The organism is Vibrio sp. 10N.261.45.E2, from assembly GCF_002875705.1.
Classification (GTDB): domain Bacteria; phylum Pseudomonadota; class Gammaproteobacteria; order Enterobacterales; family Vibrionaceae; genus Vibrio.
The window spans coordinates 24,648-50,183 of the sequence record NZ_MCZZ01000106.1; the positions used below are offsets into that span (position 1 = coordinate 24,648).

The window sequence follows — 25,536 nt, forward strand, 5'->3', positions numbered from 1 at the left end:
TCGATTACGTTGCTACCACGATGAGCCGGGTCATTTTATTGCGGTGTGTTTGCCAAGATCGGTCGAGATGATTGTGGCGATGCTTGCGGTGTTAAAGTCTGGCGCTGCGTATTTGCCGATCGATCCGCGTTACCCTCATGCCCGGATAGAATACATGCTGCAAGACAGCCAGGCTTCGGTAGTGATTTCCAATCACGACTTGGCTCAGACGTTCAAATTCGAGGGTTGTCATACCCTATGTGTGGACAGTCATGAACAAGGGGTGGAGGATGCGCCGTCAGCTCTGATCAACGAGCCCACTCCGGATCAGCCCGCCTATGGTATTTATACCTCAGGCTCGACAGGCCGGCCGAAAGGCACGGTGGTGAGTCATTCAAATGCGTCGAACTTGGTGAACTGGTACAGCCGTCGCTATGGGTTTTGCTCCGATGACAATACGCTCATCATTAGCGCGATAGGCTTCGATTTAACGCAGAAAAACATCTGGGCTACGTTGGCGACGGGGGGCACTGTGGTGCTACCCGATATGCATTTGTTTGACGTAGATCTGGTGGTGAAGACCATCGCGTCTCAAGCCGTGACTTCTTTAAACTGCACCCCGTCGGTGTTTTATACCCTGGTGCAAGACACAGATAGCTGGGCACAGTTACAGAGTCTTAAGTACGTCTTCTTAGGTGGTGAGCCGGTGGCGAAAGAGATGCTCGAACCTTGGCTCAAGAGCGGATGTTGTCAGGCTAAAGTGATCAATATGTATGGGCCAACAGAGTGCAGTGACATCACGGTCGACTACCAGATCACGGGCGAGGAGACCGGGGTGATCCCGATTGGGGCGCCGATTGATAACGTGACGGTGTACGTTCTTGATGACGCGGGGCAGTTGGTGCCTGTCGGGACGCCTGGAGAGCTCCACATTGGTGGGGCAGGCGTCACAGAAGGGTACTTGCATCAGCCTGCGTTGACGGCAGAGAAGTTCATCTCAGATCCCTTCCGGGCAGATGGGAAAGCGACACTGTATAAAACGGGGGATGTCGTTCGTTGGCAAACGGCGCCAGATGGCGACGTCCGTTACCTAGAGTTTTTAAATCGACGGGATCATCAAATCAAAATTCGTGGCCACCGCGTTGAGTTAAGCGAAGTGGAAACGCGCATCCGTAACCACCACGATGTGGCCGCGTGTCGGGTGCAATATGACGCACAGCTTGAGCAAATTTGGGCGTGGGTGAGTCCGACGGAGCAGGCGTTTGAACGTGCTTGCGATGATCTTGCGCAACAAAACATCCAGGATTGGTCGCGCGTGTTCGATGAAACCTACGAAGCCAGTAACGGATCGTCTGAGGCTCATCAAAGCGAATTAGCGGGTTGGGTGAGCAGCTACACCGGGGAGATGATCCCAGAGCAAGAAATGCAAGACTGGGTCGATGATACTGTCGAGCAAATCTTAGCGCTTAAGCCGCGGAAATTGTTGGAAGTGGGCGTGGGCACGGGATTGCTGTTCCACCGGTATGTGGAGGCTTGTGACGCGGTCTTTGCTACGGATATTTCCGCAGCGGCTTTGGCGGGCATTGAAGCCAGCGTGAAGGACAACCATTACGATCACGTGACCTTGTGTCACGGGGCTGTTGAGACGTTGGATCTGCCGGCAGATTGTCAGTTCGATACCATTGTGATCAACTCAGTCATTCAGTATTTCCCGAACCTGAAGTACTTGCACGACACCATTCAACGTCTACTGCCATGGTTGACCGATGACGGCCAGATATTTATTGGTGATATTCGTCATTTTGCTTTATTGGATGCGCACAACGCCGCCTCGATTGTGGGCACCACTGAGCGGACGGCCAACTTGTCGGTGCAGCAGGTACGTGAACAGTTGAATCAATTGCGCTACAAGGATGAAGAACTGCTGGTCAGCCCAGGGTATTTTCAGCATCTGGTGGCTGAGACAGAGGGACTCGAACAGGCGGACATCAGTGTGAAAACTGGCGCTGGTAACAATGAAATGCTGCGCTACCGCTATGATGTGGTGTTGCATAAAGCGGCGTCGACGGAGGCGGCGCCACTGCGTGAGTGGCATGACTGGCAGGATCTGACTCAGTTTGAGTGTTTACTGCAGACTGGTGAGCATGCGAGTTGGGGTGTTTGCGGTGTGCCTAATGTCAGGATCCTTGACGATCTGACGTTATTGCAGCACGTCAAATCGGCCGGGGATCAGGTTTTGGTTAACGATTTGAGGTTGACGGCGTCGACGTTACCGGCCGCAGATTTACCGCGCTTAAAAGCCCTTGCCCATCGTTATGGTTATCAATTGAGTGCCACGTGGTCTAGCCGTGACTTGCACAGTTTGGATCTGGTGTTGTATCGCGAGGTGAAGCCTCCTGTTGCGGGTCGTGGGCACTATGAGTACCAGCGCTTCGCCAACTACCCGAAAATTGCGCACGTGGCGGAAGGCTTGGAAACAAAACTGGTCGCGGAGCTGAGCACTCATTTACCGGACTTTATGTTACCGGCAGGTTATGTGTTGATAGACACTCTGCCCACAACGCCCAATGGCAAAGTCGACGTGAAGGCGTTACCGAAAGTGGCGCATCAGACGTTGTCCTTGAGCCGCTACGCCGCGCCTGTGACTGAGCTGCAAGCGCGCTTATGCGAGCTTTGGCAGCAAGTGCTGCGAGTACCGAGTGTGGGGGTGAACGACAATTTCTTTCACTTGGGTGGGCATTCGTTGCTCGCGACGCGCTTGGTGAGCAAGTTGCGGTCTGATTTGGCGGTGACGTTGACCATCAGCCAGATCTTTGAGCACCCTACGATCGCCGAGTTGGATGGTCTTATTCGCGAGGCGCACCCGCCTTTGTCGTTGCCGCCTTTAGAGGTGGTTGACGCCACGGAGGCGATCAGGCTGTCGCACGCTCAGAAGCGTTTGTGGTTTATCGATCAGTTGCAAGGGGGCAGTACGGAATTCAATATGCCCGTTGCGTTTCAAGTTCATGGTCCGCTCGATGTGCAGGCGTTGAAAGCTTCGTTGAGCAACGTGATGCAACGTCATAGGGTGCTCCGTTCGACGATCCGCACGGTTCAGGGTGAGCCTGAAGTGTTGGTGCATGAATCGTTTGACGTACCGTTTACTTTTACCGATATGTCGCCTTTGTCTGACGCTGAGCGGGACACACAGGTGACCGCGAGTTTGAAGGCGTTGACGGCGCAGAGTTTCCAATTGGCGACAGAGTTTCCGGTCAAGATGCAGGTGATTCGGCTCCCCGATGTGGACGGTGAGGCGTCGCATTGCCTGCTGATCAATGTGCATCACATCGCTTCCGATGGTTGGTCGCAAAATCTGTTTGTTCAGGAGCTGAGCGAGGGCTACCGAGCGTACCAAGAGGGGGGCGTACCGACGCTGCCAGAGCTCACGGTCCAATACAAAGACTACGCGGTTTGGCAGTCACGCTGGCTGCAAGGTGAGAAGCGCCATGCGCTGATCGAGCATTGGCAAACGCAGTTGGCGGATTTGCCGGTCGCCCATGGTCTGCCGTTGGACAAAGCCAGACCAGTGGATCTCGGTCACGAGACCCAGATGGTGAGAACGATGTTGCCACTTGAGACTCTGAACCGAGTTGAAGCGCTGACGCAACACGTCGGTGGTACGCTGTTTATGTTCATGCAAACGGCGTTTGCTCTGCTGCTTGAGCAGTACTCACACGAAAAAGACATTGTGATGGGGACACCGGTAGCGGGTCGTTATGACGAAAACACGGAGTCGTTGATCGGTATGTTTGTCAACATGCTGGTACTGAGAACGGAGTTGGATCCTGAGCAGACATTTTGCCAATTGTTGGCGGAAAACAAAACCAGGTTACTGTCGGCGTTTGAGCATCAGTATTTGCCATTTGACGTGTTGGTTGATGAATTGAACCCACAACGTAGTACCAGTTATCACCCGTTGTTCCAGATCCTTATCGTGTTGCAAAACAATGACCAAGACACGTTGAGTTTACCTGGTCTGGACATGGCGTCGCTGGAGGTCCACGAAGGTCGAGGTTTGCTGTCACCGTATGATCTCGAGCTGCAACTGGAGCAAAAACCGCAAGGTTTGATGATCAATTGGCAATACAACGTGCAGCTCTTTGAGCGGGACTCCGTGACTCGAATGGCGAACAACTTGTTGCATTTGGTCGACAGCATTTTGTCACGCCCAGAGGCTAAGATTGCCGATTTACCCGCGATGGTGCCTGAGGAAAGAGCGCAGCTTACCGACACGTGGTCGGGGGCTGACGTGGTGGTCCCGACGGCCCAGTACATACCTGATGTGATCACCGAGGTGGCGAAACGACAGCCGCAGGCGATAGCGATTGAGCATAGGCAGCGCAGTGTGACGTATCAGGCGTTGCATCAGGCCTCCGACAGATTGGCCCTGAGTTTGGTTGAACGGGGACTAAAGAGCGGAGAGCGCGTGGGGATCTTTTTACCGCGCTCCCCGGAGACGATCGTGTCGATTCTGGCCATTTTGAAGGCGGGCGGGACCTATGTACCGCTCGACAAGAGCTATCCGGCGGATCGCTTGACTTACATCATTTCGGATGCGGAGTGCAAATTTGTGATCACCATGGCGGGTCAATCGCCTGCGGGGATGGACGCGGATCGGCTGGTGGATTTCCACGCTGAACCTCGCCATCACGTCGCGTTGCCGGTCAGTAATCCCGCCTTGTTGGATGGTCCAAGTTATCTGATCTACACCTCGGGTTCAACGGGACAGCCGAAAGGCGTATTGACTGGGCATCGAGCGATTGCGACGCATATCCAAGCGATGATTGCTTTGCATGAGATTGGGGTGAACGACAAAGTGTCGCAGTTCTTTTCATTCAACTTTGATGGATCAGTTGAGCAGATCTTTATGGCTTTGTGTGCGGGTGCGACGTCAGTGATCTACGACTTTGAACAAGACCGTGTGGGTTTGGTCGAGCATATTTGTCAGACGGGCATCACCATTGCGGATATGCCGCCCAGCTTGTTCCAGTCCGCGGTCTACGATCAAGCCACTCTATCGACGTTGGCAGACAGTGCGCTGCGCACCTTAGTGCTGGGGGCGGAAACGTTGCCGCCATCGATTGTCGCTCGTTGGTTTGAGTCGCCACTGTCAACACGATGTCGTCTGTTTAATGCGTATGGGCCGACGGAAGCCACGGTGACGTCGAATGTGTATCCGGTGACCGAGGCCACTGGTGGCAGTGTGCCGATTGGGGCCTTTGTCCCGGGCACGACAGGTTATGTTGTTCACGATGACAAGCTGTGCCCGATTGGCGTGACTGGGGAGTTGCTACTGGGCGGCGTGGGTCTAGCGTCGGGGTACTGGAAGCAATCGGCACTCACGGAGCGCGCCTTTGTTGAGATCCCTGAACTGCCGGGTCAAAAACTGTATCGCACTGGGGATTTGGTGCGCTGGTCAACGACTTCGGGAGAGGGCCCGGTGCTTGAGATTTTGGGCAGAAACGACCAACAGGTGAAGATCCGCGGTCATCGAATTGACTTAGGTGAGATCGAACAGTGCTTAGGTCAGCTGGCGTGGGTGAAAACGCCGTTGGTGGCGGTCAAGGGTGAAGGGGCGTTGCGTCAGCATCTGGTGGCTTATCTGCTGCCTCATACGGAGCGCGAGCCGAGCAATGGTATTGACTTGGCAAGACAGCATCTTCAGGCGTGTTTGCCGGAGTATATGCTGCCGTCGGCCTTCGTCATGCTCGAATCTATTCCGGTGACGGCCAATGGGAAAACCGATCTGGATGCGCTGCCTGAGCCCAAAGTGAGTGGTGACGCCGATTATGTGGCGCCAAGTACGGAGCTCCAAACGGTATTACAGGGCATTTGGCAAGACTTATTGAAGGTGGCCCGGGTGAGTATTGACTTAGACTTTTTTGCCGCAGGAGGGAATTCCTTAGTGGCGATCCGTCTGGTGAATCAAATCAATCAGCACTTTGGTCTCAATGTGCCGGTCAGAGCGGTGTTTGAGCATCCTACGATCGCGCAGTCTGCTGAGATCTTGGACGCCTTGTTAGAAGAAACGGCCAATTTGACGCCGAGCTCCAAGGGGGATGAGGGCGTTCAGGACTTCAAACCTACGGTCTTTGTGAAGCTCAAAAAGGTCGGTGGCACGTCGTTGGCGAGTTCTGTGCTGTTTCCTTACTGTGTGAAACATGGATTGACGTTTGTCGATACGGGCGACGAGCCTGAAGTCAGCCTCGCACAGCAGCAGGCCGAGCAGACGCGTGAAAAAGCCAGCATGCTCTTTCGTCATTTTCCAGACTTCCCGAAACCGGAAGGTAAGGCGTGGCTGCGAGACAGAATGGGTGAGCACAACCTGATCACCTTGCTGCGTGATCCATTGAGCCGAGCGATCTCGTTCTACAACCACTTGAGTTTGGACAAAGCGCTGAGCTTTGACGACTACCTGGACTTCTATCATGAGCCTAATCATCAGGCGAGTTGGTTGGGGTATGAAGACGGGCAGCCGGACTTTCTACAGCGCGCATTTACCAGCGTTGGGATCACGGAACGCTTTGACGAAAGTGTGTTGTTGTTTAGGCATGCGCTGGGGATGAGCCTGGATGAAGTGTTGTACGTGAAGCAGCGTGACAAGGTGAAAAAGACCCTCACTCGTGACGATCTGACGCCAGCACAAATTGGTCGCTTGAAGGCGCTGGATCACCTGGACTGGGCGCTGTATCGCGAGGCGGAAGCCTTAGTGCAACAACGTGTTGATGCCTTGCCACAACTGCAGGCCGAACTGGCTGTATATCAGGCGGCATTGGCCGATTTAACGCATCCGCTGTGGCAACAGCGGGGTGATTTCACCATCGGATACTCGAAACGGAGTATCTGGGCCAAATATAACGCCCGTAAAGGCCGCGTTATTGAATTCCAACGTTTGATGTAACCGGGATTGAAAGGAGTACCACTATGACACCAGTTTGTGACGAATTGAGCACACACTTAACCACGCTAAACGGTGAGCCAATGATGCTGCTCACCGAGGGGAGCATGGATGCCGAATGGGCGGCGGCGAACCGGGAAGCGATTGATCAGCATTTGTCGCAACACGGTCGCTTGTTGCTGCGTGGCTTGACGCTTAAGGGGAGCAAATCGTTAGGAAAATTTCTGACCGCGGTCTTTGGCGGTGAGTTATTGGAATACAAATACCGTTCGACCCCGAGAACTCGACTCAGAGGCAACGTGTACACCTCTACGGAATACCATTCTGACAGTACGATTAATCTGCACAATGAAAATTCGTATGCCAACAGTTGGCCGCTGCGCATTGGGTTTTATTGCATGAATGCCGCTGAGGTTGGGGGGGAAACCCCCATTGCGGACAGCCGCTTGATTTATCGTGATATGCCAGCGGCGATCCGTGAGGAGTTTGAGGCTAAGGGCCTAAGGTATGTGCGTAATTACCTTGATATTGATCTGAAGTGGAGCGAGGTGTTTCAGACCAACAGTAAGCAGGACGTCGACGCATTTTGTCAGGCCAACCAGATTGAGCATCAATGGCTTGACGGGGACGGATTGCGCACCAGTCAGAATGTGGCTGCCGTGAGAAGGCACCCTATCACAGGGGAGAAGCTATGGTTTAACGCCGCTCACATGTTTCATCTGCGTGGGCTTGACGAAGCGGTCAAGCAGTCGATGTTGGCCAGTCTAGCGCCGGACCAGTTACCTCGTAATGTGTTGTTTGGTGATGGCAGTGTCATTCCCGATCACTATATCGACGAGATCCTCAAGGTGTATCAAAAACACAAATTCACATTTACGTGGCAGGAAGGCGATTTAATGCTGCTCGACAACATGCTGTATGCCCATGCCAGAGAGCCTTTTCGCGGTCATCGCAAGGTGATGGTGGGAATGGGTAAGGAGGTCAGAGCCTAAGTAAAAGAGCCTAATGTGGGCGAGAAGATCATCGCTCGCATCGGATGAAGATGGGAAAGAGTCAGTGCACGTCGGTCGTGTGCGGCTTTTAGGAAAACAACCAATCAGAGATGAGAAAACCATGTTAACGAAAGAGCAATTGGAATTTTTTGAGCAAGAAGGCTACGTAGGACCATTCGACTCACAACTCTCGGACGACACGATAGATTCGGTCGCGAACTATTTGCATGAGTACCTTGACAAACGTGCGGATCACCCGCTTTACGGTCGTTTTTCTGTCCGAGAGATGCACTTACTGAACGAAGACGTGTTGGCGTTGGCGAGTCAACCGCAATTGGTGGGGGCTTTACAACAGATCTTAGGCGACGACTTGGCGTTATGGCGCTCTAAAATCTTCTACAAAAAGCCCGGTGATGCCGCGATCGAATGGCATCAGGAATGGGGGGCGTTCAACGGGGAAGAGATTGGTAATGATATCCCCGGGTTGAAGCCGAGTGCCGACAACCAGAATGAGTTTTGGAACCTCACGATTTGGTTTGCCTTACAAGATATTGATGAGTCGATGGGACCGATGCAGTTCATTCGCAAGTCATACAAAAAACGCTATCCGATAGAAATGGTGCCGATGGTCGACTCCGCGTTTTGGCAGGATCCTTTCCTGGGCTTGGAATCAAAAGAGCAACTGGTGGAGAAGTGTCGTAATGCCACTTTGGTGCTCGATATTAATACGTCGGATTACCTCGACGATATCGACATTGACGCCAGTAGCGTCGAGACACTGCAGCAGCACATTCTGAACAAGTGCGCCAAATTGGAAGCGGCGTACACGTGCGACTTTGATTACACGGACGACGAATTGGTGACCTTGCCAATGAAGAAAGGTCAGTACGTGATTTTCCCAGAGCGCACGATGCACCGTTCAACCGCGAACGTCAGTGAGTCGGGTCGTATGGCGATCAACTTCCGTGTCACACCGAGCAGCACGCTGATTTACCCTGGCCGTGTGGAGGGTGATTATGTGGATGGGTCAAACATTGATATTTCCCACCATAAATCGATTCTACTCAGTGGTGAAAACCGTGAGCCTCGCAATGAATACATGGACGCATCGGACGTAAAAACGCACCGTTTTTAAGCCGCTAAGGAGAACAAAAATGACCGAACTATTAGAACGCGACGCGGTGGAGACCGTGACGGCTGGCAAGATCCCCAACCTGTTTAAGCTTGAATACTCGAGGATCGATCACATTGCGGTGGCGGTGAAGGATCTCAACAGCGCCAAAGAGTTTTACTGCAATATCTTAGGTTTCGAGTTGAAAGAAGAGCGTCTCACTCAAGGGGAACGCTCGGGGATGATTTCGGCGGTCGTGTCGAGTCAAAGCTTCGATATTGTGTTGATACAGGGACTTGAGCCCGAGTCTCAGGTGTCGCGTTACATTGATAAATATGGTCCGGGCGTGCAACACGTCGCGTTGCACGTCGATTGTATAGAAGAGGCGGTGGCTGAGTTGTCTAAAAAAGGGTTGGAGTTTGCGACCAGCATTTTGTCAGACACTAGCTTAAAGCAGGCGTTTACACGTCGCGATCCCAATTCGGGCATGATGATTGAGCTTATCCAGCGTGGCGAAGGGAAAGGCTTTTCAGACAAAAATGTCAGCAACCTTTTCAACCAATTGGAGTCAGCAGACTTGGTCTGACAGGTTCAACGTTTATGCAATTAACACAATCTCAACTGACCTCGCTTGCGCATCCTGCACTGGATGTGATGAATTTTCTTAATGAGGTCATAGAACAGTACCCGGAGGCGACATCGTTCGCCTCCGGGCGTCCAAGTGAAGACTTTTTCGATGTGGCGAAGGTGTCGGATTACGTTGAGCACTACGCTCGATATCGCGCTGCTCAGCAGGGCAGCACGTTAAAGGCGGTGTATCAGAAGTTAGGTCAGTATGGTCCAACACAAGGCATTATTTGTGATGTGCTGGCGCAGCATGTGCTGAAAGAAGAGGGGATCTCGGTGGCTCCGGAGCACATTCTGGTGACGGATGGCGCGCAAGAGGGCATGGCGCTGTTTTTGCTGGCGCTGTTCGATGCGGCAAAGGATGTCTTACTGGTGACCGATCCGGCTTACATCGGCATTGTTGGTATGGCCAGCGTGCTGGGCATAGAAGTCTGTGCGGTGGCGATGGATGACGAAGGGCCAGACTTGGCTGATTTGGAGGCCGTCATTGCAGAGATCCAAGGCCGTGGCAAAACGGCCAGAGGCTTGTATGTGGTACCTGAGTATAGCAACCCACTGGGGGTGAGTTTTTCTCGTGCACGACGTAAGCAACTGGTGGCATCTTGTGGGGCGCAGCAAGTGCTGATCTTGGAAGACAATCCCTATGGGATGTTTCGTTATACCGAGCAGGGGTTACCCAGTTTGAAGTCGTTGGACACGGAAGGCTGTGTGATTTATTTGGGCACCTTTGCGAAATCGTTGTGTCCATCGCTGCGAGTGGGCTACTTGGTGATTGATCAACAGGTGCGGGATCACGAGCGCACCACGCCTTTGATTACGTCGTTTGTGAAGGTAAAGAGCTTTAATACCCTCAATACCAGTCAACTCAATCAGGCCACAGTAGCCGGAGTGCTGTTGTCAGAGGATCACACGCTGGCGTCGTTTGTGGCGCCGGCGAAACGGCATTATCAACGTAACCGAGATGAGATGTTGCGCTGTTTAGAGCAGCACTTTTCTGAGTTAAAAGAGACCTACAAGGTGAGCTGGAATCAACCGGAAGGCGGCTTCTTTCTGGTGATTGACTTGCCGGTGGCGTTTACCCAGCAGGAGTGTGCGGAATGTGCGGACAAATTCAAGGTCATATGCGTGCCATTGGCTTTCTTCAGTGGAACGGAGGTCTACAAAAAGCAACTGCGTCTTTCGTTCAGTTATGTCGCTGAAAACGACATTGAGGCCGGGATCAAAAATCTGGCGCAGTATCTTAAAATCTTGATCATGCGGAGTACTGGTGATGCATAAGGTACACGTTGAGGCGTTGTCTGGCGCGATCGCCGGTAAACTGAGAATGTTAGGATTGAGTGAAACGCACATCCATGATGTGGTGGACGGATTGATCGTGCCGTCACTGCGTGGTGTGGATACCCATGGTTTTCGTTTATTTAGCACGTATCTCTCTGAGCTTGAGGGGGGACGGAGCAAGGCCAAGCCCAATATTCAGATCGACCGGGTGTTGCCGGCCTTGGCTCAGATGGACGCGGACGGCGCCTTAGGCATTGTGGCAGGCAGTGAAGCGGTGCGCTTGCTGATGGAGATGGCGAGTGAGCAGGGCATCGCGGCGGTGTTTGTGAAAAATTCCAATCACTTTGGCGCGGCGTCCAATTACAGTTTAAAAGCTGCCAAGGCGGGGTTCATGACTTTTTGTTGCAGCAATGCCGACGCGCTTGTCGCGCCATTTAATGGTGATAAAGCTCTGTTTGGCACCAACCCCATGAGTTTTGCTGTGACGACGGACAAGGATGCGTTTTGTTTGGATATGGCCACCAGTCAGGTGTCGTACTCCAAAGTGAAGCAGCATCTGAAACAGTCAATGCCGGTTCATTGCAGTTGGGCGATTGAAGATGCGTCGGCGGCGTCTGGGATCCGCGCGTTGTTGCCACTGGGTGGCTACAAAGGCCAAGGGTTGGCTGCCATGGTGTCGATATTGGCCGGTTTGCTCAACGGCGCACCTGACGATGAACACATGGCCCATTTCTATGCGGAGCCGTTTGATACCCCGAATAACGTAGGACACTTTCTGTTTGCCATCAATCACAGGGCGTTGATGAGCGCGAGTGAATTTGATGCGCGCTTGGAGCGTTTTCTCGACAGCATCAGAGCGACCGCACCGCGTGGTTCGGAGCCGGTGAGAGTGGCTGGTGATCTGGAGCGCGACACGCAGGAGAGTCGAGAGAAAGAGGGGATCCCGCTCAGCGAGGAGGAGTACCAACTTTACTTGCGTTTGCAACGCGAAGTTCAGTAACGACGTCCCGTTGACACTGGGCTATCGCCTAAGTGCGTGGTGGGGTCAAATTCGCAAACCGAGCTTGAGCCGGGCGAATTTGGCGTCACTACGTGACTCAATTTACGATTTACTATTCTTGGCAAGGGGGTTAGATGAGTGACGACAATCACCCAGATCTGACGCGCAATACGTACCAGGTGCCGCTGTTACCTGGGCGTTGGTTTGAGCTTACTTGGGGGGAGGCGCTCACGAGCACCGCGCGGATTGGTGAGGCATTGCAACAAGATAAGGTGGTGAAGGTGGTGGGCCTGCAGAGTGGCCGACACGCCGACCAATTGATGCTTCAAATCGCGCAGCACTTTTCGTTAGAGGACAGCTTGGAGCTGCAGGCTGGGTATGCAACCAGTAAGGGGCATCGCCGCAATGTCGGCGAGTACTTTATGACGGTATACGATCGTGATGACTACCGGGTGATTTCGCCTCATTCGGAAGGGAGTAGCTATGCCGGTATGCAGATGGCGGCCTTTTACTGTGAGCGGAATGATACCGATGGCGGAGAAACGGTGTTGTTGCAGGTGGATCAGGACAGCCCGCAATGGGCGTCGCTGCGTGAGCGTAAGACGAAAGCGTTGTGCACTCGCGCACTCACTCCGGCCGATGCGGCGAAATTGAAAAGGATGTTTCAGGTCGATAGCGCGTATCCGGTGACTGCGCAGGATGACATTGTCAGTGAGCACAAGGTGACGCCAGAGCTGACGTTGGTGCATGTGCTCACACCGCTGTGCCCGATCTATTCCCGCTTGGCTGAAAAAGAGGTGTTTACCTACTGGGACACGGTGGAGTCTGTCGACGCTCATTCGCCGCAGGCGTTTGCTGAGACGTTGGCCAATCTTGGTTTGTTGAAATTGCCCGAGCCGGGGACCTCGTTGGCGGCCTTCGATGACGCTTACAAGCGGCGATTAACAACGGTAGCGGTGCGTTATCAGGATCTGTTTCAAGGCATGCTGGTGCACAAGCTGCAGCCTGGAGAGATGATCCTGTTCAACAACATGACTTGGGCCCATGCGGTCAATAACTGGACACCGGGATCGGGCGAGCGCACTGTGAGCGCAGCGTTTGCGTGAGACTCAACCTTAAGGGGAATCTTGGGCTGCGTGGCCTGTCCCGAACAGGAGAGTGGCGCGTGGTTAGGTTTGCCAACCTAAGAAGAAAATGGCGCTGTCAATCAAATAGCAAAGAGCAATCATATGCAAAATCAATTTACTGTAGATGAAGTGGACAAAGGGATTGCCCGAGAGGCGTTCTTAACCCAATATGTGGCCAAAAACCAACCGTTGATCATCCGTGGCTACGCCAGAGATTGGCCGGCTTTGACGCGGTGGGACGTGGACACGCTGAGGAGGCATTTTGGGCATTTAAATGTCCTCTGCTCGCAGTCCGAAACTCACAAACACCCGGATTTGACGAATGCCCGACATAACCGCCATATCCCTAAGCCGCTTAAGATGTCGGACTACTTGGATCGCATTGTCGTGGGGCCGGCGCAGGAAACCGCGAAACTGGCGTTAAATCGTTTGATTTTCGACAGTGGCGAGCAGTGTCAGTATCGACACCATATTGACTTGTCACCGTTGGCTGAAGACTTCACTCAACCAGCTCTGCTCGACGGTGCAAGCTTTGAAATTGGCGTGTTGTGGATGCAAGCCCAACTTACGCAATCATGGCTTCATACGGATGCGTTCGAGAATTTGTTTGTTCAGGTTCAGGGCAAGAAACGGTTTATGTTGTTCGCTCCCCAGGAAGCAGGATCGCTGTACAACACACGTAAGTATGGTGCGTATTGTGAAGTGAACGCCTTTGAGCCGGATTTGGCTGAGCACCCACTATATCAGAATGCCCATGCGATGGAGGTGATGTTAGAGGCCGGGGATATGTTGTATTTACCGGCGTTTTGGTTTCACGCGGTAGAATCGCTAGATACGTTCAATATCAGCATGAACTGGTGGCATCGAGCTGACGCCTTGGCGGTTTCTCAACCCAGTCTGCAATTTTTATTAAAGAAAAGCGGCGAGCGTGCCCAAGAGCGTAAAGCCTTCATGGATGCGATGGACAAGTTGAATGAGATCATCTCTTGCCCTGAGCAGGCGTGTCTTAGCAGTTATTATCGTTAAGTTCGGGTACGAGAGATGAACAAAAACCCATTATTTTGGACCCCACAGCCGGTGACGTCGCCTTCATTGAGGCTCTTTTGTTTCCCGTTTGCTGGGGGCTCGGCGCAGACCTTTACCTTTTTAAAGGCGAACTTGGATCCATCGGTCGAAATTGTACTGATAGAGTATCCGGGTCGGGGACGGAACTTTCAAAGCCCTCCGAGCGAGAGCATGTCGCAATTGGTGGACAGTTTGTTAGACAACTATCGGCAGTTGCCTGCGGCCTCAAGTGTGTTTTTGGGCCACAGTTTGGGGGCCTGTGTGGCTTGGGAGCTGATGCGTAACATGCGAGAACGAGGCATCGTATTACCGAGACTTTTGATTGCTTCGGGTTGCTCAGGTGCGCATCTCGCCTCCAATCTCACGCGTATTCACGATTTGCCCGATGAAGAATTTGTCCAGGCTTTGAAAGGGCTCGAGGGGACACCGCAAGAGGTGCTCGAGCACGACGAGTTATTGGCGTTACTCAAGCCCATGTTGCGGGCGGATTTTAAAATCGCCGAGCAATACTGCGCGCCTGCAGAGAGAATGCCAGTGCCGATCCTCGGGTTAGCGGGTACTCAAGACGAGCTTGCGACGCCGCAAAGAGTGCAAGCTTGGAGCGAACTCACGGATGATTTTCGCATTGAACTGATTGAAGGGGGACACTTTTTCATGAACACTCATCCAGAGGATGTGGTAACGTATGTCAATCAGGCGATCAGCCCTTTATTGTGTGGAACAAGGAGTCGTGAGACCAGTGAGTTTTCCGAGCTTTACACGAGTTGCTAACCCAGCGACAGAGGCCTTTTCTGGGCCTCTTTCTGGTTTTATTAAGAACGCAACGTTTTGGCAGCATGCGCACAGGCCGGTCATCATGAGCCGTTGTGAGTTTGCTCGAGAGCAGTTCGAGCCGAGTTTTTTTGAGGCACTGGGGGTGCGTTTTGTGCCGAGCATTAGAGCAGCAGTGCCCAAAAGACAGGCGGAGTTTCTGGTGGGGCGTTATTTGAGTCAATCGGCGATGGCCATGTTTGAGCCTGGTGTTTCTTGTGGTGGTTTTGAGTTGCCCATCGGGGAGCATCGTTGTCCCATCTGGCCTTCTCATTTGATGGGGTCGATCTCTCATTCAGAGCGGATGGCTTTTTCCGTGGTGATGAACAAACCGTTGGCCCGACGTGGTTTTCTAGGGATTGATGCGGAAGGTATTGTCACCGAAGACAACGCAGAATGTTTGAGGGAGTATGTTTTGCGGGAGGAAGATCGGCAATATTTAAAGACCGTCGATCTTGCGGACAATGTGTTGCTCACCCTCGTCTTTTCGGCCAAAGAAGCCTTATTTAAAGCGACGTACCCATACATTGGGGCCTATTTTGGCTTTGAGCTAGCAAGGGTGATGTTTATCGATGTCGAGAAACGGTGTATTGGCTTGGCATTGACGCCTGAGTTTCAGTTGGAAACGGGCATTAGCGACACGTTTGTTTGTCACTATGATTGGCAAGACAATCATATTTGCAGTCTGATCTTACAATGACAATTTGAGGTTGCCGCGGGAATGCGGGGCAGCCTTGGGCGATGACGCAATCGCCCACTGCTACCGATTGGGTTATCGCTCGGACTTCACTGACTTGGTTCGAGTAACACGTGATCAAAAATCTTCTTAACGATGGGCGCACTATTGAATGAACCGCCACCGGCGTTTTCGAGGATCACCGTCACGACGATTTGCGGATCATCGTATGGGGCAAAGCCGGTAAACAAGGCCAAATCTCTTAGGTGTTCGGGAATGTTCTCAGCATCGTATTCTTGGTTTTCTGCCAGACCGAAGAGCTGACTGGTACCGGATTTCCCGGCGCTCTTGTAGGGAGCGTTTCGAAACACTTTTCTGGAGGTGCCTTTTTTACCGTGGTTCACCAAATACATGCCGTATCTGGCGAGTTCCCAGTAGTTTGATGGTACGCCTTCGATCGGCGGGAATTCGGTTGGCTCTTTGGCGGTCGACGCGTTATCCGACACACTATCGAGCAACCGGAGCGGTTTTTTTCGGCCATCATTGATTAGGATGGAAGTGGCATTGGCGATTTGGATGGGGGTGGTGGTCCAGTAACCCTGGCCAATCCCGATAGGGATGGTATCACCGATGTACCAAGGTTTATTGAAACGACTTCTTTTCCAATCTCTGGTTGGCATATTTGCCGACGTTTCCTCGAATATATCGATCTCGGTACTTTGGCCAAAGCCAAACATCATCATCCAATTGGAGAGTGAGTCAATGCCCATATCGTAGGCGATCTGATAAAAGAAGGTATTGACGGATTGTTCGATAGAGTGAGTCACGTCGACGTTACCATGGCCCCATTTTAGCCAATCGCGAAACGCGCGAGAATTGCTGTTGGGGACTCGCCACGCGCCAACGCTGCGAATTTTGGTTCTCGGGGTAATGATCCCCTCATTGAGGGCGGCAACGGCGACAAAGGGTTTGATGGTCGAGCCTGGAGAATAGGTACCTAACGTGGCGCGATTGACCAAGGGTCTATCTCTGTCGTTGAGCAAGGCTTTATAGGCGGCACTGGAGATGCCACTGACAAAGGCATTGGGGTCATAGCTCGGACTTGACACCATCGCTAAGACGCCATTATCGCGAGGGTCGAGCACCACGGCGGTACCTTTTCGGCCGCCAAGCAGGTTATGAATGTAGGTTTGAAGCTCAATATCGATATTGAGGGTGATATCTTGACCAGGGATAGGCGGCACGTATTTGAGTACACGTATGACGCGACCACGACTGTTCACTTCGACTTCTTGATAGCCCACTTTGCCATGGAGCATGTCTTCGTAATAGCGTTCAATGCCAATTTTTCCGATGTTTCTGGTGGCTTTATAATTGAGCTCTTTCCCTTCACTGATCAACCTGTTGAGGTCCGACTCGTTCAAGCGTCCTACATAGCCGAGTGAATGGGTCAAAATATCGGCGTAGGGATAATGTCTCTTGAGCATTGCCATGACATCCACGCCGGGAAATTTATAGCGATTGACCGAGAATTTGGCGACTTGTTCGTCATTGAGGTTGTCCAACAGAGGCACGGAACTAAAACGTCGTGCCCGTTTGAGGTTTGTATTAAACCTTTCTTCTTGCTCTTGAGAGATATCGATGATTTCACGGAGTCTCTCAATCGTTTTGGGAATATTCTTTATCTTTTCTGGCACGAGTTCTAAGCTAAACACTGGCACATTCTCGGCTAAAAGGGTGCCATTGCGGTCATAAATCAGCCCTCTGGTCGGCGGCAAAGGAATGATTTTGATGCGATTAGAATTCGAGCGTGTCTGATAATACTGATGTTGTGTCACCTGCAGGTTATAAATGTTGAGAACCAGCAGCCCGGTCAGAAAGGCAATACATACGAAAGCAAACACGGCTCTATTTTTGAATAAACTGGCTTCCAGTTTATGATCTCGAAGTCTGCTTCTTTTACTCTTCATAATGTTCCTTTATTGTGGTCGAGTTGAATTGGCCACAGAAGTGAACCATCAATGGATGGACGCATTGAATTATTCACTAAATAATTGATTCAACTTATGTAATATCTCTTGTTTTTACTTCGGTACGCGTCCTTGGGGACCGGGTATTGTCGCGCTGGACATATGAGATACTATGTAGATGTCAATTTCAAGTCTGGTTTGGTTTTCTAGGTTAAAATTGACTAAGCAATCCACTGATTATCAAGGAGTATGAACGCAAAGCGTACATTGTATAATGGTTATTCCCTCAGCCCTCCAAGGTGACGATGCGAGGGCGATTTCCGCAGTACGCTCCAAATCCATGAACCTAGGCGCACTATGACTGATATTTTTCATCACCCACCATTGTTTAAGCAACTTAACGCAGCTCTCACCATGATATGACGTCGATCCCATACATTATGATGTCGTGGTTGCTGGCGATGTTTAGAGATTGCCTATTGAATAGCACAGTCTTTCTATGTGTAAATATTGAGCATACCTTGAGGAGTGATAACCAAAATATATCGTGTAATACCTATATTTTTTCTAATACGTAATGGTCTAAATAGAGTAAATCGCCTAACACACTTTTGTCCAGAGGTGAGTTAGAAGGTATATCTGGCAAGTATGATCACCATTGCATAGTATGATGCAAAGCATAGCTATGTGGAAGAGTGCTTTCACGTGGAGTGGAACACTGACTAGCGACAAAATGTCGAGAACTGCTTTGATCTACTTGATGGGATAGTTGAGAATTTTTGGATGATTTTCTCAGGTTTTGCTTAGAGAAAGGGCTTTTTGTTGAGAAATCCATGAACCCATTGGTATTGCTGGTCTCTCTCATGATTCATAAAAACAAAAATTAATTCTTGCACATCATCAATGTTTCGATAATGGCGGCGTATGAACATTACACAGTACACATATATCAAAATATTCGGCACTCTCGTTGGCCTAGTGCTGGCCATATTTCTTGTGAGTAGTCGGTATCAAGTTTCATTAGTCCCGACAGCATTAGGTTGTTTACCTATAAAAGCGGCAGTCATTGATTCCAAGAACCATCACCCCAAACGTGGGCAGCTCATGTCCTTCTTGTCGGAGAATGCCGAACCTTATTTTGCTCATGGAACAAATTTTCTGAAAATAGCTGCTGGTATAGCGGGTGATACTGTGACCATTGATTTAGATGGGGTCACGGTCACTACGGACGACGGTCAAGTGACTCGTTATGCGGCTGATGCTCGTCGAATGATGAAATATGCCCAAATTGATGCCGAAACCCTCATCCAGACTTTCGTTGTCCCTCAAGGACATTATTTCGCTCTTGGCACCCTACCTACATCGTTTGATTCAAGATACTGGGGTCTAGTTGAACACTCTCAAATCATCGGAGTTGGCTATGCATTTCTTTAAGTCTATTTATGTCTTATCACTTACCTCATTCCTTGCGGCTTACGCGTCAGCTAACGGGCAACTCACTCAAGAAGATCTGGACAATGTACAACGTAGTAACGACATCGTATCCAATGCCCATGAAGTTCAGGGTACTCAAGAAGTTTTAGACGCGAGTAACCTAAACCAAAAAATGATGAAAGAACTTAAACAAATGGCGGATCACGCTAAGTTGCTAAACAGCACCATTTCTAATCAGTCCGACTCTCTTATCGAATATCGGAAGGATGAAACCCCTGATATCAATTTCAGAGCTCTTCAAGATGTTATCAGTGACAACCAGACTCAGTATCAAGGCAATTCCATTGTCCATGAAAGACAACCAAAACCATTAGCATTCGATCCCTCCACATTGACAATTGATAACCTCGATTCGATAAGCACTGAACAATCTAACCCTGCATCTCCAAGCCAAACCGTAGACAACAAATATGACGATGAAGAAGCCAATACCGTTTTTTGGATATTCGTGTCGAGTTCAATGCCTGATCACCAAATGAAAGAAGTGTTAGAGCTCGCCGCAGAGTGGGGTGCTCGCGTTGTCTTTAACGGGTTGCGACCTGGCGATGTGGGCGTGCCAGATATGATTAAGGGCTTGTGGCAATTGAAGGTCAAATTGGCAAATGCTCAGGCTGACATACGCACGCATGCCGAGAGCCCAGATAAACTGAAACGAATCAATAAAGCAGCGGTTTACATGGACCCAATGGCATTCGAACGATTCAACGTCGAACAAGTTCCAACCATGGTTTATGAGCGCAAACTTTCCGACAACACAAAATTGGTCGGGAAAGTGAAAGGTTTAATCAGCGCAAGCTACTTGCAGAATGAGACGGAAAGCGCAGCGGCAAACCCTGATTATGACGGTTCAGAGGTGTTCCTCGGTGAAATGGGAACAATATTCCCCATTGCAGAAAAAAGCTTCATAGAAGAGTCAAAAAATAGAATGAGAGCCGTGGACTGGGAAACGGAGCAAAAGCAAGCAATTGCTCGCCACTGGCATAACCGCAGTTTCCATACTCTGCCACCAGCCGCTAAAGACCGTGAGTTCGATTTCGATCCAACCGTGAAAGCCACGGCTGATGTGAAAGCAGTGAATGGTCTTATTCTCGCCAAAAAAGGAGAGCTAATAAATCCACTCAAGCCTCTCAAACACCATGACATTGTACCTGCGCATTTAACCATGTTCATTTTTGATTCGACCGACGAACAGGAAGTGGAGTTTGTTAAATACATGTCTCTCAATGAATCTCGCGGGAAAGTGAAACTCATTTCTACACGTATCGACAAGGATAGGGGGTTTGACCACATCTCTGAGTTAAATAAGAAGTTCACCTATGACGTGACCATCCTGACGAAAGAAATCATCGATCGATTTGATTTGGAAGTGACCCCAACACGGTTAATTAGTACCGATGAAGGTATGTTCCAAATTAATGAATACTCTTCGCAAACGGTCACTCAGGTCAACCTACAAGTGGCAGACGGTGGCCAGCCTACACCGTTCAATCAATCCAAAACACACTAGTTAAGGAAAACAAATTATGATCAAGAATCTCGTATTAATTGGTTTCGGCGTCGCACTTGGTGTATGGCTCGCAGATACTCAGCCAAATTTAGCCAACTCGGTGAGGGACATTACGGAAACCAGTGTTGATGCTGCCGAGCAGTTGATGAAGGACAACCCCAATTTCTCGAATTCCGTGAACAACATTAAGGAACAAGGCATTGATGCCGCTGGTGTTGTCATCGAGCAAGTTAACAAGAACTGAAGAGGTACATATGCTTAGGTTCATTTTGATTGGTTTGATGTCCACAATGTTAAGCTTGGCGAGCTTATATTCTGTGGCTGCGGATAACGATAAAGCCGGTGACTTGTGTCCTGATGCAAATATATTGAGCACAGTGATCGATGGTATGTGTTGGAGTTGTTTATTACCTATTCGTTTAGCCGGTATTGGTGGTGACGCACCTAAAGGAGCAGCGTCGAGTAAACCTTTTTGTATGTGTGCCGATGAGTTAGGAGTGCCGGAGTGGGGTATTCCACTCGGCTTCTTTCAACCATCAAGGATCGTATCCTTTTCACCTACACCTTATTGTATGCCTTCATTCGGCGTTCGACTGGCCGACGATAATACTCGTGCTGGACAAGGACGTACTGAAACGGCGATTGACGACACAGAAACTTCTTTTTTTCACTATAAATACTGGGTTTACCCAGTGATGCAAATGATAGAAATGTTCGCGAATGCAGATTGTACGTATGACGGCGCGACTACGTTGGATTTGGCGTATTTTTCTGAAGCCGACCCGTTATACCAAGATGACCTTTTAGCATTTGTTATGTTTCCGGAAACCGTGATTTTTGCAAATCCAATCGCTACATCTATTTGTACGGCTGATTGCGCGCAAATTCTCGCAGGCGGTGAAGTTGTGGAAAATTATTTCTGTGCAGGTTGCTCAGGTAACCTTTACCCGATGACAGGAAATAATCAATACAGTGATGACCCTGTACGTGGCACCTCGTTATTGACCACGCGCTTAATGGCGACATTACACCGACGTGGCCAAGCACAGCTAACGATGGGTAATCATATGATTCAAGACAGCTGTGAGCCTAACTACGCGCCTATGTTGCCGAAAACACAATATCGCACATCCATGCTTTACCCTGTTAGGGAAGCGAGCTCGCAACCTACTGGTGGGGGCGGGTCTTCGATACCCTTATCTACAGGCTGTTGTCACAAACTGGGTGACAGTGTTCTTAAATGGGGTAACGGGCGGCTGGTTCCCGGTCGAGAAGCGTTCGTTTATCTTATGTACTCTTGGAATGATTGCTGTTTGAGATAACATATTAGAGCCACCCATTTTTGGGTGGTTTTTTGTATTCGGTCAACAAAAACCCAAAATGCGCTCACTAATTGAAATTATTTGCTGTGAAGGCGATTAACCTGATCTTGTTTTGAGTAAAAGGCAGGGCGTTATGTTTAATCGAATACTGACTCATTTTAGCTTGTTCGCGTTTCTGGTTCAGATCTTCCACTTTTCGTTTATCGGTGTGTTGTATGCGTCTACCTCAACGGTGACATACGCCCAAACCATGTCACTTGATGATATGTACGGAAACTTTCAAACACCCACATACAGCGATGGTAATGCCTCTGTAGGCGGCAACACGTTAGGTAATTCAGAATTATTTGGATTAGATGTTGAGCGAGTTGGCTCTGAAGGGCAATTCGACGCTTACCAAGCCTATCAAAATGAAAACAAACTCAGAGATTCAGGGCAAGGTGTCTCGGATAGATTTTCTAGCAACACAGTTGGCAGTGAGTCAGATTATGACGCTAAGGCATACAACACCTTAAAACTGAACTATAACGACAATTACCAAAAGCTAGAGTCCGATGACGCTATCATGGTCGATGCTGACAACATCTTTAAAGACTTAGCCAATAACCTCGAAGATTCAGATTCTGACTTTTATAGTGCCTGCACCACTGAAACAAACACGTATTCAGTAAACAGGGAGTATGTCGGAAAAGTGCAAAATGAATGCATGGAACCCGATCGTTCGAACTTAATGAAGTGTGAACTGACGCGACACACAACTTACCCTTTGAAAAAGCGTTCGGGGAGTGGTGATGTAGAAATTCTGGATTCTCATACCTTCAGGTTGACGGTAGGTGACCCTACAAATAACGGCACAAATGACCACGGAATGGGGTGTTACCACAAAATTAACTTTGTTGAATTTGAACTCGAAGACGATGTGCGTATCAGCTCCGTGACCTTTGAACGCGTGTGGGTGGATGATGTCATTCAGTTTACTCTTAATGACGAAATCGTTTATCAATTCGTTCCTACCAAGTCGTATTGGTTTGGCAATAACGATTCTTCATACGATGATTATGATGAGAATGGCAATTGGGCGCACCCATATGTAGATGAAACTGGCTTTCCATACCAGCATACCAATTGTGAATTCAGTTCAAGCCGAGTCTTTACCACGAACACAAACATAACGAGCCAATTTCAAGCCGCTCGTGGCTCAAACAACGGGATAGTGAAATTCAAAATGCGCCTCGGTGTTGGTGGTGGAGGGGAAGGTAAAGCCACCATCCTAGTTCGTACCGTAGACCCAATCGACCCACGAGAATTCATAGAACAATCGCCTGTAGGTTGTGCTGCTGAACTTGGGTGGATTCAAGACCCATCAACGTGTGGTGTGTTCGGTAATGAAGGCGACGAAATATACATCAACCCAGATTGTAGCAACCCTTTGAATCAAAGTGGTGGACAACAAGGCATGATGTGTAGCTATGGTGGTTGGGAGTGCGTCGATACAGAAGCCGCGCATATAGACGATTACGATCCGTTTTTGATTGGCTTGCCGATAAATGTTCCTCGTGCTGGCCAAACGAGCGATGGTAAAGAGTGTCTAAAGGCCAACGCCGTCAACTATGAATGTAACCCCTTACCTGATCAGCAAATTTGTGGCCAACCTTATTGGCCTGAAAGCAATGAGCGGGTTTGTACTTCTTTCACTGAATTTAATGCCAATATTCCGGACCGATGCGAGCCATACAGAAACAGTGCTGATTGTGCGTTAATTGAACAAAATCCAGCCTTTGTTGACCCGATAACGGGTCGAGCCTACGTACAAGAGTCAGTCTACGAATGTAATACCTACACAAACGGAAACTACTCGTACACGATGGAGGAAGACATCTGCACGGGTGAAATGCAGTGTGTGGGTGGAGATTGCCGCTATTCCGAGCTAGAGATGAATGATGATTTTGCAGAAGCGATGGCAACGTTCAAAATGCTCGAAGACATCAAATCGAACATGGAATGTGAAAATCCAGATGATGTCTCTACCTGCAAAGTTTTCAATGGTGAAGTGTCATATTGCGGTATCGAGCAAACAGGACTTGGCTTCAATTGCTGCACGCTATCCGCAGGCCAAACTAATATCTTCGATTATATCAAAGGGGTCTATCATCACTACGCAATGGAGCAATCATTAGCGGGATTGGCTGAATCTGGAGCTAGTTTTGGTTCGTGGGCGTCGAGTTACCCGACTCCTGTCACCGACACAGTAACTTATGTAACCGATGCCGTGAGCGCTGGATGGGATTTTGCAGTTCGTAATGTCACGGGTGAAGTTGGAGAGGCCGCAGCGGAGGCCGCCACAGAGAGCTTGTTAGACGAAATCAAAGGTGAATTGATGAAAAAGGTCGCGGATTTGATCCCAGATGCAATTCGAGATGCCATCTTTGATACCGTGACTGAGGGGACGGGTTCAACAGCCACTACCACAGTGTCACTCAACCCAGCTGTCTCTGGTGCATTTGCAACAATTATGGCCGTGTATGCCGCGTATCAGCTGATTAAATTGGGCGCAATGATGATTTCGGAGTGTGACGACCTCGAAATGGGCATGGGTATGAAGCTTGACCAACAACAATGTATATATGCCTCTACCAGTTGCCATAAAGATACCCCTTTCGGCTGTCTGATAAAACGGAAGCACTATTGCTGCTACCCAAGTCCATTGGGGCGTATCATCATGGAGCAGGCTGCGCCTCAACTGAATATCAGCCTAGATCCTAGAAATGGACAATGTTCTGGTATGACGCTTGAACAAGTCAGTGAGTTGGATTGGGACGCCATAGATTTAACCGAATGGGAAAACTTGATCATGGCCTCTGGGTTAGCCGTTGAACATGATGACTTAAATATCGATACACTGTCGAGCCAAGCTTGGATGCCGAACAATGATGATGCATTGAATCCTGTGGACCTTAACCAAGCGCGATTCGAGTCAACTGACGCTGATGCAAACTTGAAAGAAACGCATGATGCGGCAATGCCTGGTAACTTAGATTGCTCGGTTTACCCTAGACCACCAGTGTGTGACTCTCCGTTATCGATTTTGGACGACTAGATTTCATTTATAAAGGACAAATGGCATGAATCAACTCACTGAATTACAAGCTGGGTTAGCAGTACTACAAAGTCACTGTACAAGGGGTAAAGTTATCGTGGAGGCGAATACAGGGGGAACGGGTATCAACGTTACCCTTCGTGCGCCAAAGAGTGAACAAAATGGTCTACTTGAGAAATTACGTTCTGTCGCCCCATTCCAAGGCAAAGAACAGCTGATTTCTCTGTGGGTCGATGACCTTAATTTCTATGAGTGCCGCCTAGAGAAGTACATGGCGTATATCACGGATAGCTAACCATCAATGATACTGCTGACTTCGAAACATGAAAAAGGGCTTACAATGTAAGCCCTTTGTATTCATATTGACTATTTAGCTGTCTGCTTCTAGTCGCTCAACACGACTGATTTCGTCGTCGCACGAGATAGCGGTTATTTCAACATCTTCATACTTCGAATCCGCGCAGAACGCTTGTGTCAACTTCTTGGGTAAGGACGCCCCCTCTTTAAACTTAAAAACCACTGTCAGGAATTGTTCCATATTCGG

The 25,536-nt window shown here is 49.9% G+C and carries 18 protein-coding genes (1 of these 18 cut by a window edge); 16 read left to right on the top strand and 2 right to left on the bottom strand.

Annotated features, from left to right (window positions below; genetic code table 11):
• The 10 genes from BCT34_RS06495 to BCT34_RS06540 all read left to right on the top strand — a co-directional run.
• Nucleotides 1–6,919, top strand: partial view of a non-ribosomal peptide synthetase gene (locus BCT34_RS06495; protein WP_076654311.1) — the 3' portion only. 8,240 nt of this gene lie to the left of the window's left edge; 6,919 of the gene's 15,159 nt are visible here — the last part of the coding sequence; its start codon lies beyond the left edge, outside the window; it ends in the stop codon at nt 6,917–6,919.
• A 23-nt stretch (nt 6,920–6,942) separates the two neighbouring features.
• A complete protein-coding gene (locus BCT34_RS06500; protein WP_053308782.1) occupies nt 6,943–7,908 on the top strand; it encodes a TauD/TfdA family dioxygenase in 966 nt (321 codons plus the stop codon).
• A 13-nt stretch (nt 7,909–7,921) separates the two neighbouring features.
• A complete protein-coding gene (locus BCT34_RS06505) occupies nt 7,922–9,043 on the top strand; it encodes a phytanoyl-CoA dioxygenase family protein (protein WP_083702828.1) in 1,122 nt (373 codons plus the stop codon).
• 19 nt (nt 9,044–9,062) lie between these two features.
• Entirely contained in the window at nt 9,063–9,605 is a 543-nt protein-coding gene (locus tag BCT34_RS06510; RefSeq protein ID WP_102300553.1) for a VOC family protein, read from the top strand.
• Between the two features lie 14 nt (nt 9,606–9,619).
• Nucleotides 9,620–10,924: a PLP-dependent aminotransferase family protein gene (locus BCT34_RS06515; protein WP_076654310.1), complete on the top strand. Its 1,305-nt coding sequence runs from the start codon at nt 9,620–9,622 to the stop codon at nt 10,922–10,924.
• Nucleotides 10,917–11,924, top strand: coding sequence for an Ldh family oxidoreductase (locus tag BCT34_RS06520; RefSeq protein WP_076654309.1), 1,008 nt, complete (start codon nt 10,917–10,919; stop codon nt 11,922–11,924). The genes BCT34_RS06515 and BCT34_RS06520 overlap by 8 nt, the downstream gene beginning before the upstream one ends.
• A 134-nt stretch (nt 11,925–12,058) precedes the next feature.
• Nucleotides 12,059–13,030 (top strand): hypothetical protein, encoded by a 972-nt coding sequence (locus tag BCT34_RS06525; RefSeq protein WP_076654308.1) that lies wholly within the window; start codon nt 12,059–12,061, stop codon nt 13,028–13,030.
• Between the two features lie 123 nt (nt 13,031–13,153).
• Entirely contained in the window at nt 13,154–14,077 is a 924-nt protein-coding gene (locus BCT34_RS06530; protein WP_076654307.1) for a cupin-like domain-containing protein, read from the top strand.
• Between the two features lie 15 nt (nt 14,078–14,092).
• Nucleotides 14,093–14,887, top strand: coding sequence for an alpha/beta fold hydrolase (locus tag BCT34_RS06535; protein ID WP_076654306.1), 795 nt, complete (start codon nt 14,093–14,095; stop codon nt 14,885–14,887).
• Nucleotides 14,856–15,626, top strand: a complete 771-nt coding sequence (locus BCT34_RS06540) for a 4'-phosphopantetheinyl transferase superfamily protein (RefSeq protein WP_076654305.1) — start codon at nt 14,856–14,858, stop codon at nt 15,624–15,626. The genes BCT34_RS06535 and BCT34_RS06540 overlap by 32 nt, the downstream gene beginning before the upstream one ends.
• Before the next feature lie 86 nt (nt 15,627–15,712).
• Here BCT34_RS06540 and mrdA read toward each other — a convergent pair whose 3' ends face one another.
• Entirely contained in the window at nt 15,713–17,572 is a 1,860-nt protein-coding gene (gene mrdA, locus BCT34_RS06545) for a penicillin-binding protein 2 (protein WP_076654304.1), read from the bottom strand.
• A gap of 924 nt (nt 17,573–18,496) precedes the next feature.
• Here mrdA and BCT34_RS06550 point away from each other — a divergent pair.
• The 6 genes from BCT34_RS06550 (at nt 18,497) to BCT34_RS06575 (ending at nt 25,287) form a co-directional block, all read left to right on the top strand.
• The gene (locus BCT34_RS06550; RefSeq protein ID WP_102305786.1) at nt 18,497–19,006 is read left to right on the top strand and encodes a S26 family signal peptidase; all 510 of its coding nucleotides are present in this window, start codon (nt 18,497–18,499) and stop codon (nt 19,004–19,006) included.
• On the top strand, nt 18,993–20,573 hold the full coding sequence (locus tag BCT34_RS06555; RefSeq protein WP_102305787.1) for a TrbC family F-type conjugative pilus assembly protein: 1,581 nt from the start codon (nt 18,993–18,995) through the stop codon (nt 20,571–20,573). The genes BCT34_RS06550 and BCT34_RS06555 overlap by 14 nt, the downstream gene beginning before the upstream one ends.
• A gap of 16 nt (nt 20,574–20,589) precedes the next feature.
• Nucleotides 20,590–20,817 (top strand): hypothetical protein, encoded by a 228-nt coding sequence (locus BCT34_RS06560; RefSeq protein ID WP_102305788.1) that lies wholly within the window; start codon nt 20,590–20,592, stop codon nt 20,815–20,817.
• A gap of 10 nt (nt 20,818–20,827) precedes the next feature.
• Nucleotides 20,828–21,895 carry a TraU family protein gene (locus BCT34_RS06565; RefSeq protein WP_157936598.1) on the top strand — a complete coding sequence of 356 codons (1,068 nt, stop codon included), beginning with the start codon at nt 20,828–20,830 and terminating at the stop codon, nt 21,893–21,895.
• Nucleotides 21,896–22,028: 133 nt separating this feature from the next.
• On the top strand, nt 22,029–24,992 hold the full coding sequence (gene traN, locus BCT34_RS06570; RefSeq protein ID WP_102305790.1) for a conjugal transfer protein TraN: 2,964 nt from the start codon (nt 22,029–22,031) through the stop codon (nt 24,990–24,992).
• Nucleotides 24,993–25,017: 25 nt separating this feature from the next.
• A complete protein-coding gene (locus tag BCT34_RS06575) occupies nt 25,018–25,287 on the top strand; it encodes a hypothetical protein (RefSeq protein WP_102305791.1) in 270 nt (89 codons plus the stop codon).
• Between the two features lie 75 nt (nt 25,288–25,362).
• On the opposite strand, the gene BCT34_RS24300 is transcribed toward BCT34_RS06575, so the two are convergent.
• A complete protein-coding gene (locus tag BCT34_RS24300) occupies nt 25,363–25,530 on the bottom strand; it encodes a hypothetical protein (RefSeq protein WP_157936599.1) in 168 nt (55 codons plus the stop codon).
• Nucleotides 25,531–25,536: the final 6 nt, after the last annotated feature.

Excerpts from the sequence above, each read along its gene's own strand:
- BCT34_RS06565 (WP_157936598.1), top strand. The coding sequence starts at position 20,828 with ATGCTTAGGTTCATTTTGATTGGTTTGATGTCCACAATGTTAAGCTTG.
- mrdA (WP_076654304.1), bottom strand. The coding sequence starts at position 17,572 with ATGAAGAGTAAAAGAAGCAGACTTCGAGATCATAAACTGGAAGCCAGT.
- BCT34_RS24300 (WP_157936599.1), bottom strand. The coding sequence starts at position 25,530 with ATGGAACAATTCCTGACAGTGGTTTTTAAGTTTAAAGAGGGGGCGTCC.
- BCT34_RS06560 (WP_102305788.1), top strand. The coding sequence starts at position 20,590 with ATGATCAAGAATCTCGTATTAATTGGTTTCGGCGTCGCACTTGGTGTA.
- BCT34_RS06515 (WP_076654310.1), top strand. The coding sequence starts at position 9,620 with ATGCAATTAACACAATCTCAACTGACCTCGCTTGCGCATCCTGCACTG.
- BCT34_RS06550 (WP_102305786.1), top strand. The coding sequence starts at position 18,497 with ATGAACATTACACAGTACACATATATCAAAATATTCGGCACTCTCGTT.
- traN (WP_102305790.1), top strand. The coding sequence starts at position 22,029 with ATGTTTAATCGAATACTGACTCATTTTAGCTTGTTCGCGTTTCTGGTT.
- BCT34_RS06530 (WP_076654307.1), top strand. The coding sequence starts at position 13,154 with ATGCAAAATCAATTTACTGTAGATGAAGTGGACAAAGGGATTGCCCGA.
- BCT34_RS06510 (WP_102300553.1), top strand. The coding sequence starts at position 9,063 with ATGACCGAACTATTAGAACGCGACGCGGTGGAGACCGTGACGGCTGGC.
- BCT34_RS06575 (WP_102305791.1), top strand. The coding sequence starts at position 25,018 with ATGAATCAACTCACTGAATTACAAGCTGGGTTAGCAGTACTACAAAGT.
- BCT34_RS06525 (WP_076654308.1), top strand. The coding sequence starts at position 12,059 with ATGAGTGACGACAATCACCCAGATCTGACGCGCAATACGTACCAGGTG.
- BCT34_RS06505 (WP_083702828.1), top strand. The coding sequence starts at position 7,922 with ATGTGGGCGAGAAGATCATCGCTCGCATCGGATGAAGATGGGAAAGAG.
- BCT34_RS06520 (WP_076654309.1), top strand. The coding sequence starts at position 10,917 with ATGCATAAGGTACACGTTGAGGCGTTGTCTGGCGCGATCGCCGGTAAA.
- BCT34_RS06500 (WP_053308782.1), top strand. The coding sequence starts at position 6,943 with ATGACACCAGTTTGTGACGAATTGAGCACACACTTAACCACGCTAAAC.
- BCT34_RS06535 (WP_076654306.1), top strand. The coding sequence starts at position 14,093 with ATGAACAAAAACCCATTATTTTGGACCCCACAGCCGGTGACGTCGCCT.
- BCT34_RS06555 (WP_102305787.1), top strand. The coding sequence starts at position 18,993 with ATGCATTTCTTTAAGTCTATTTATGTCTTATCACTTACCTCATTCCTT.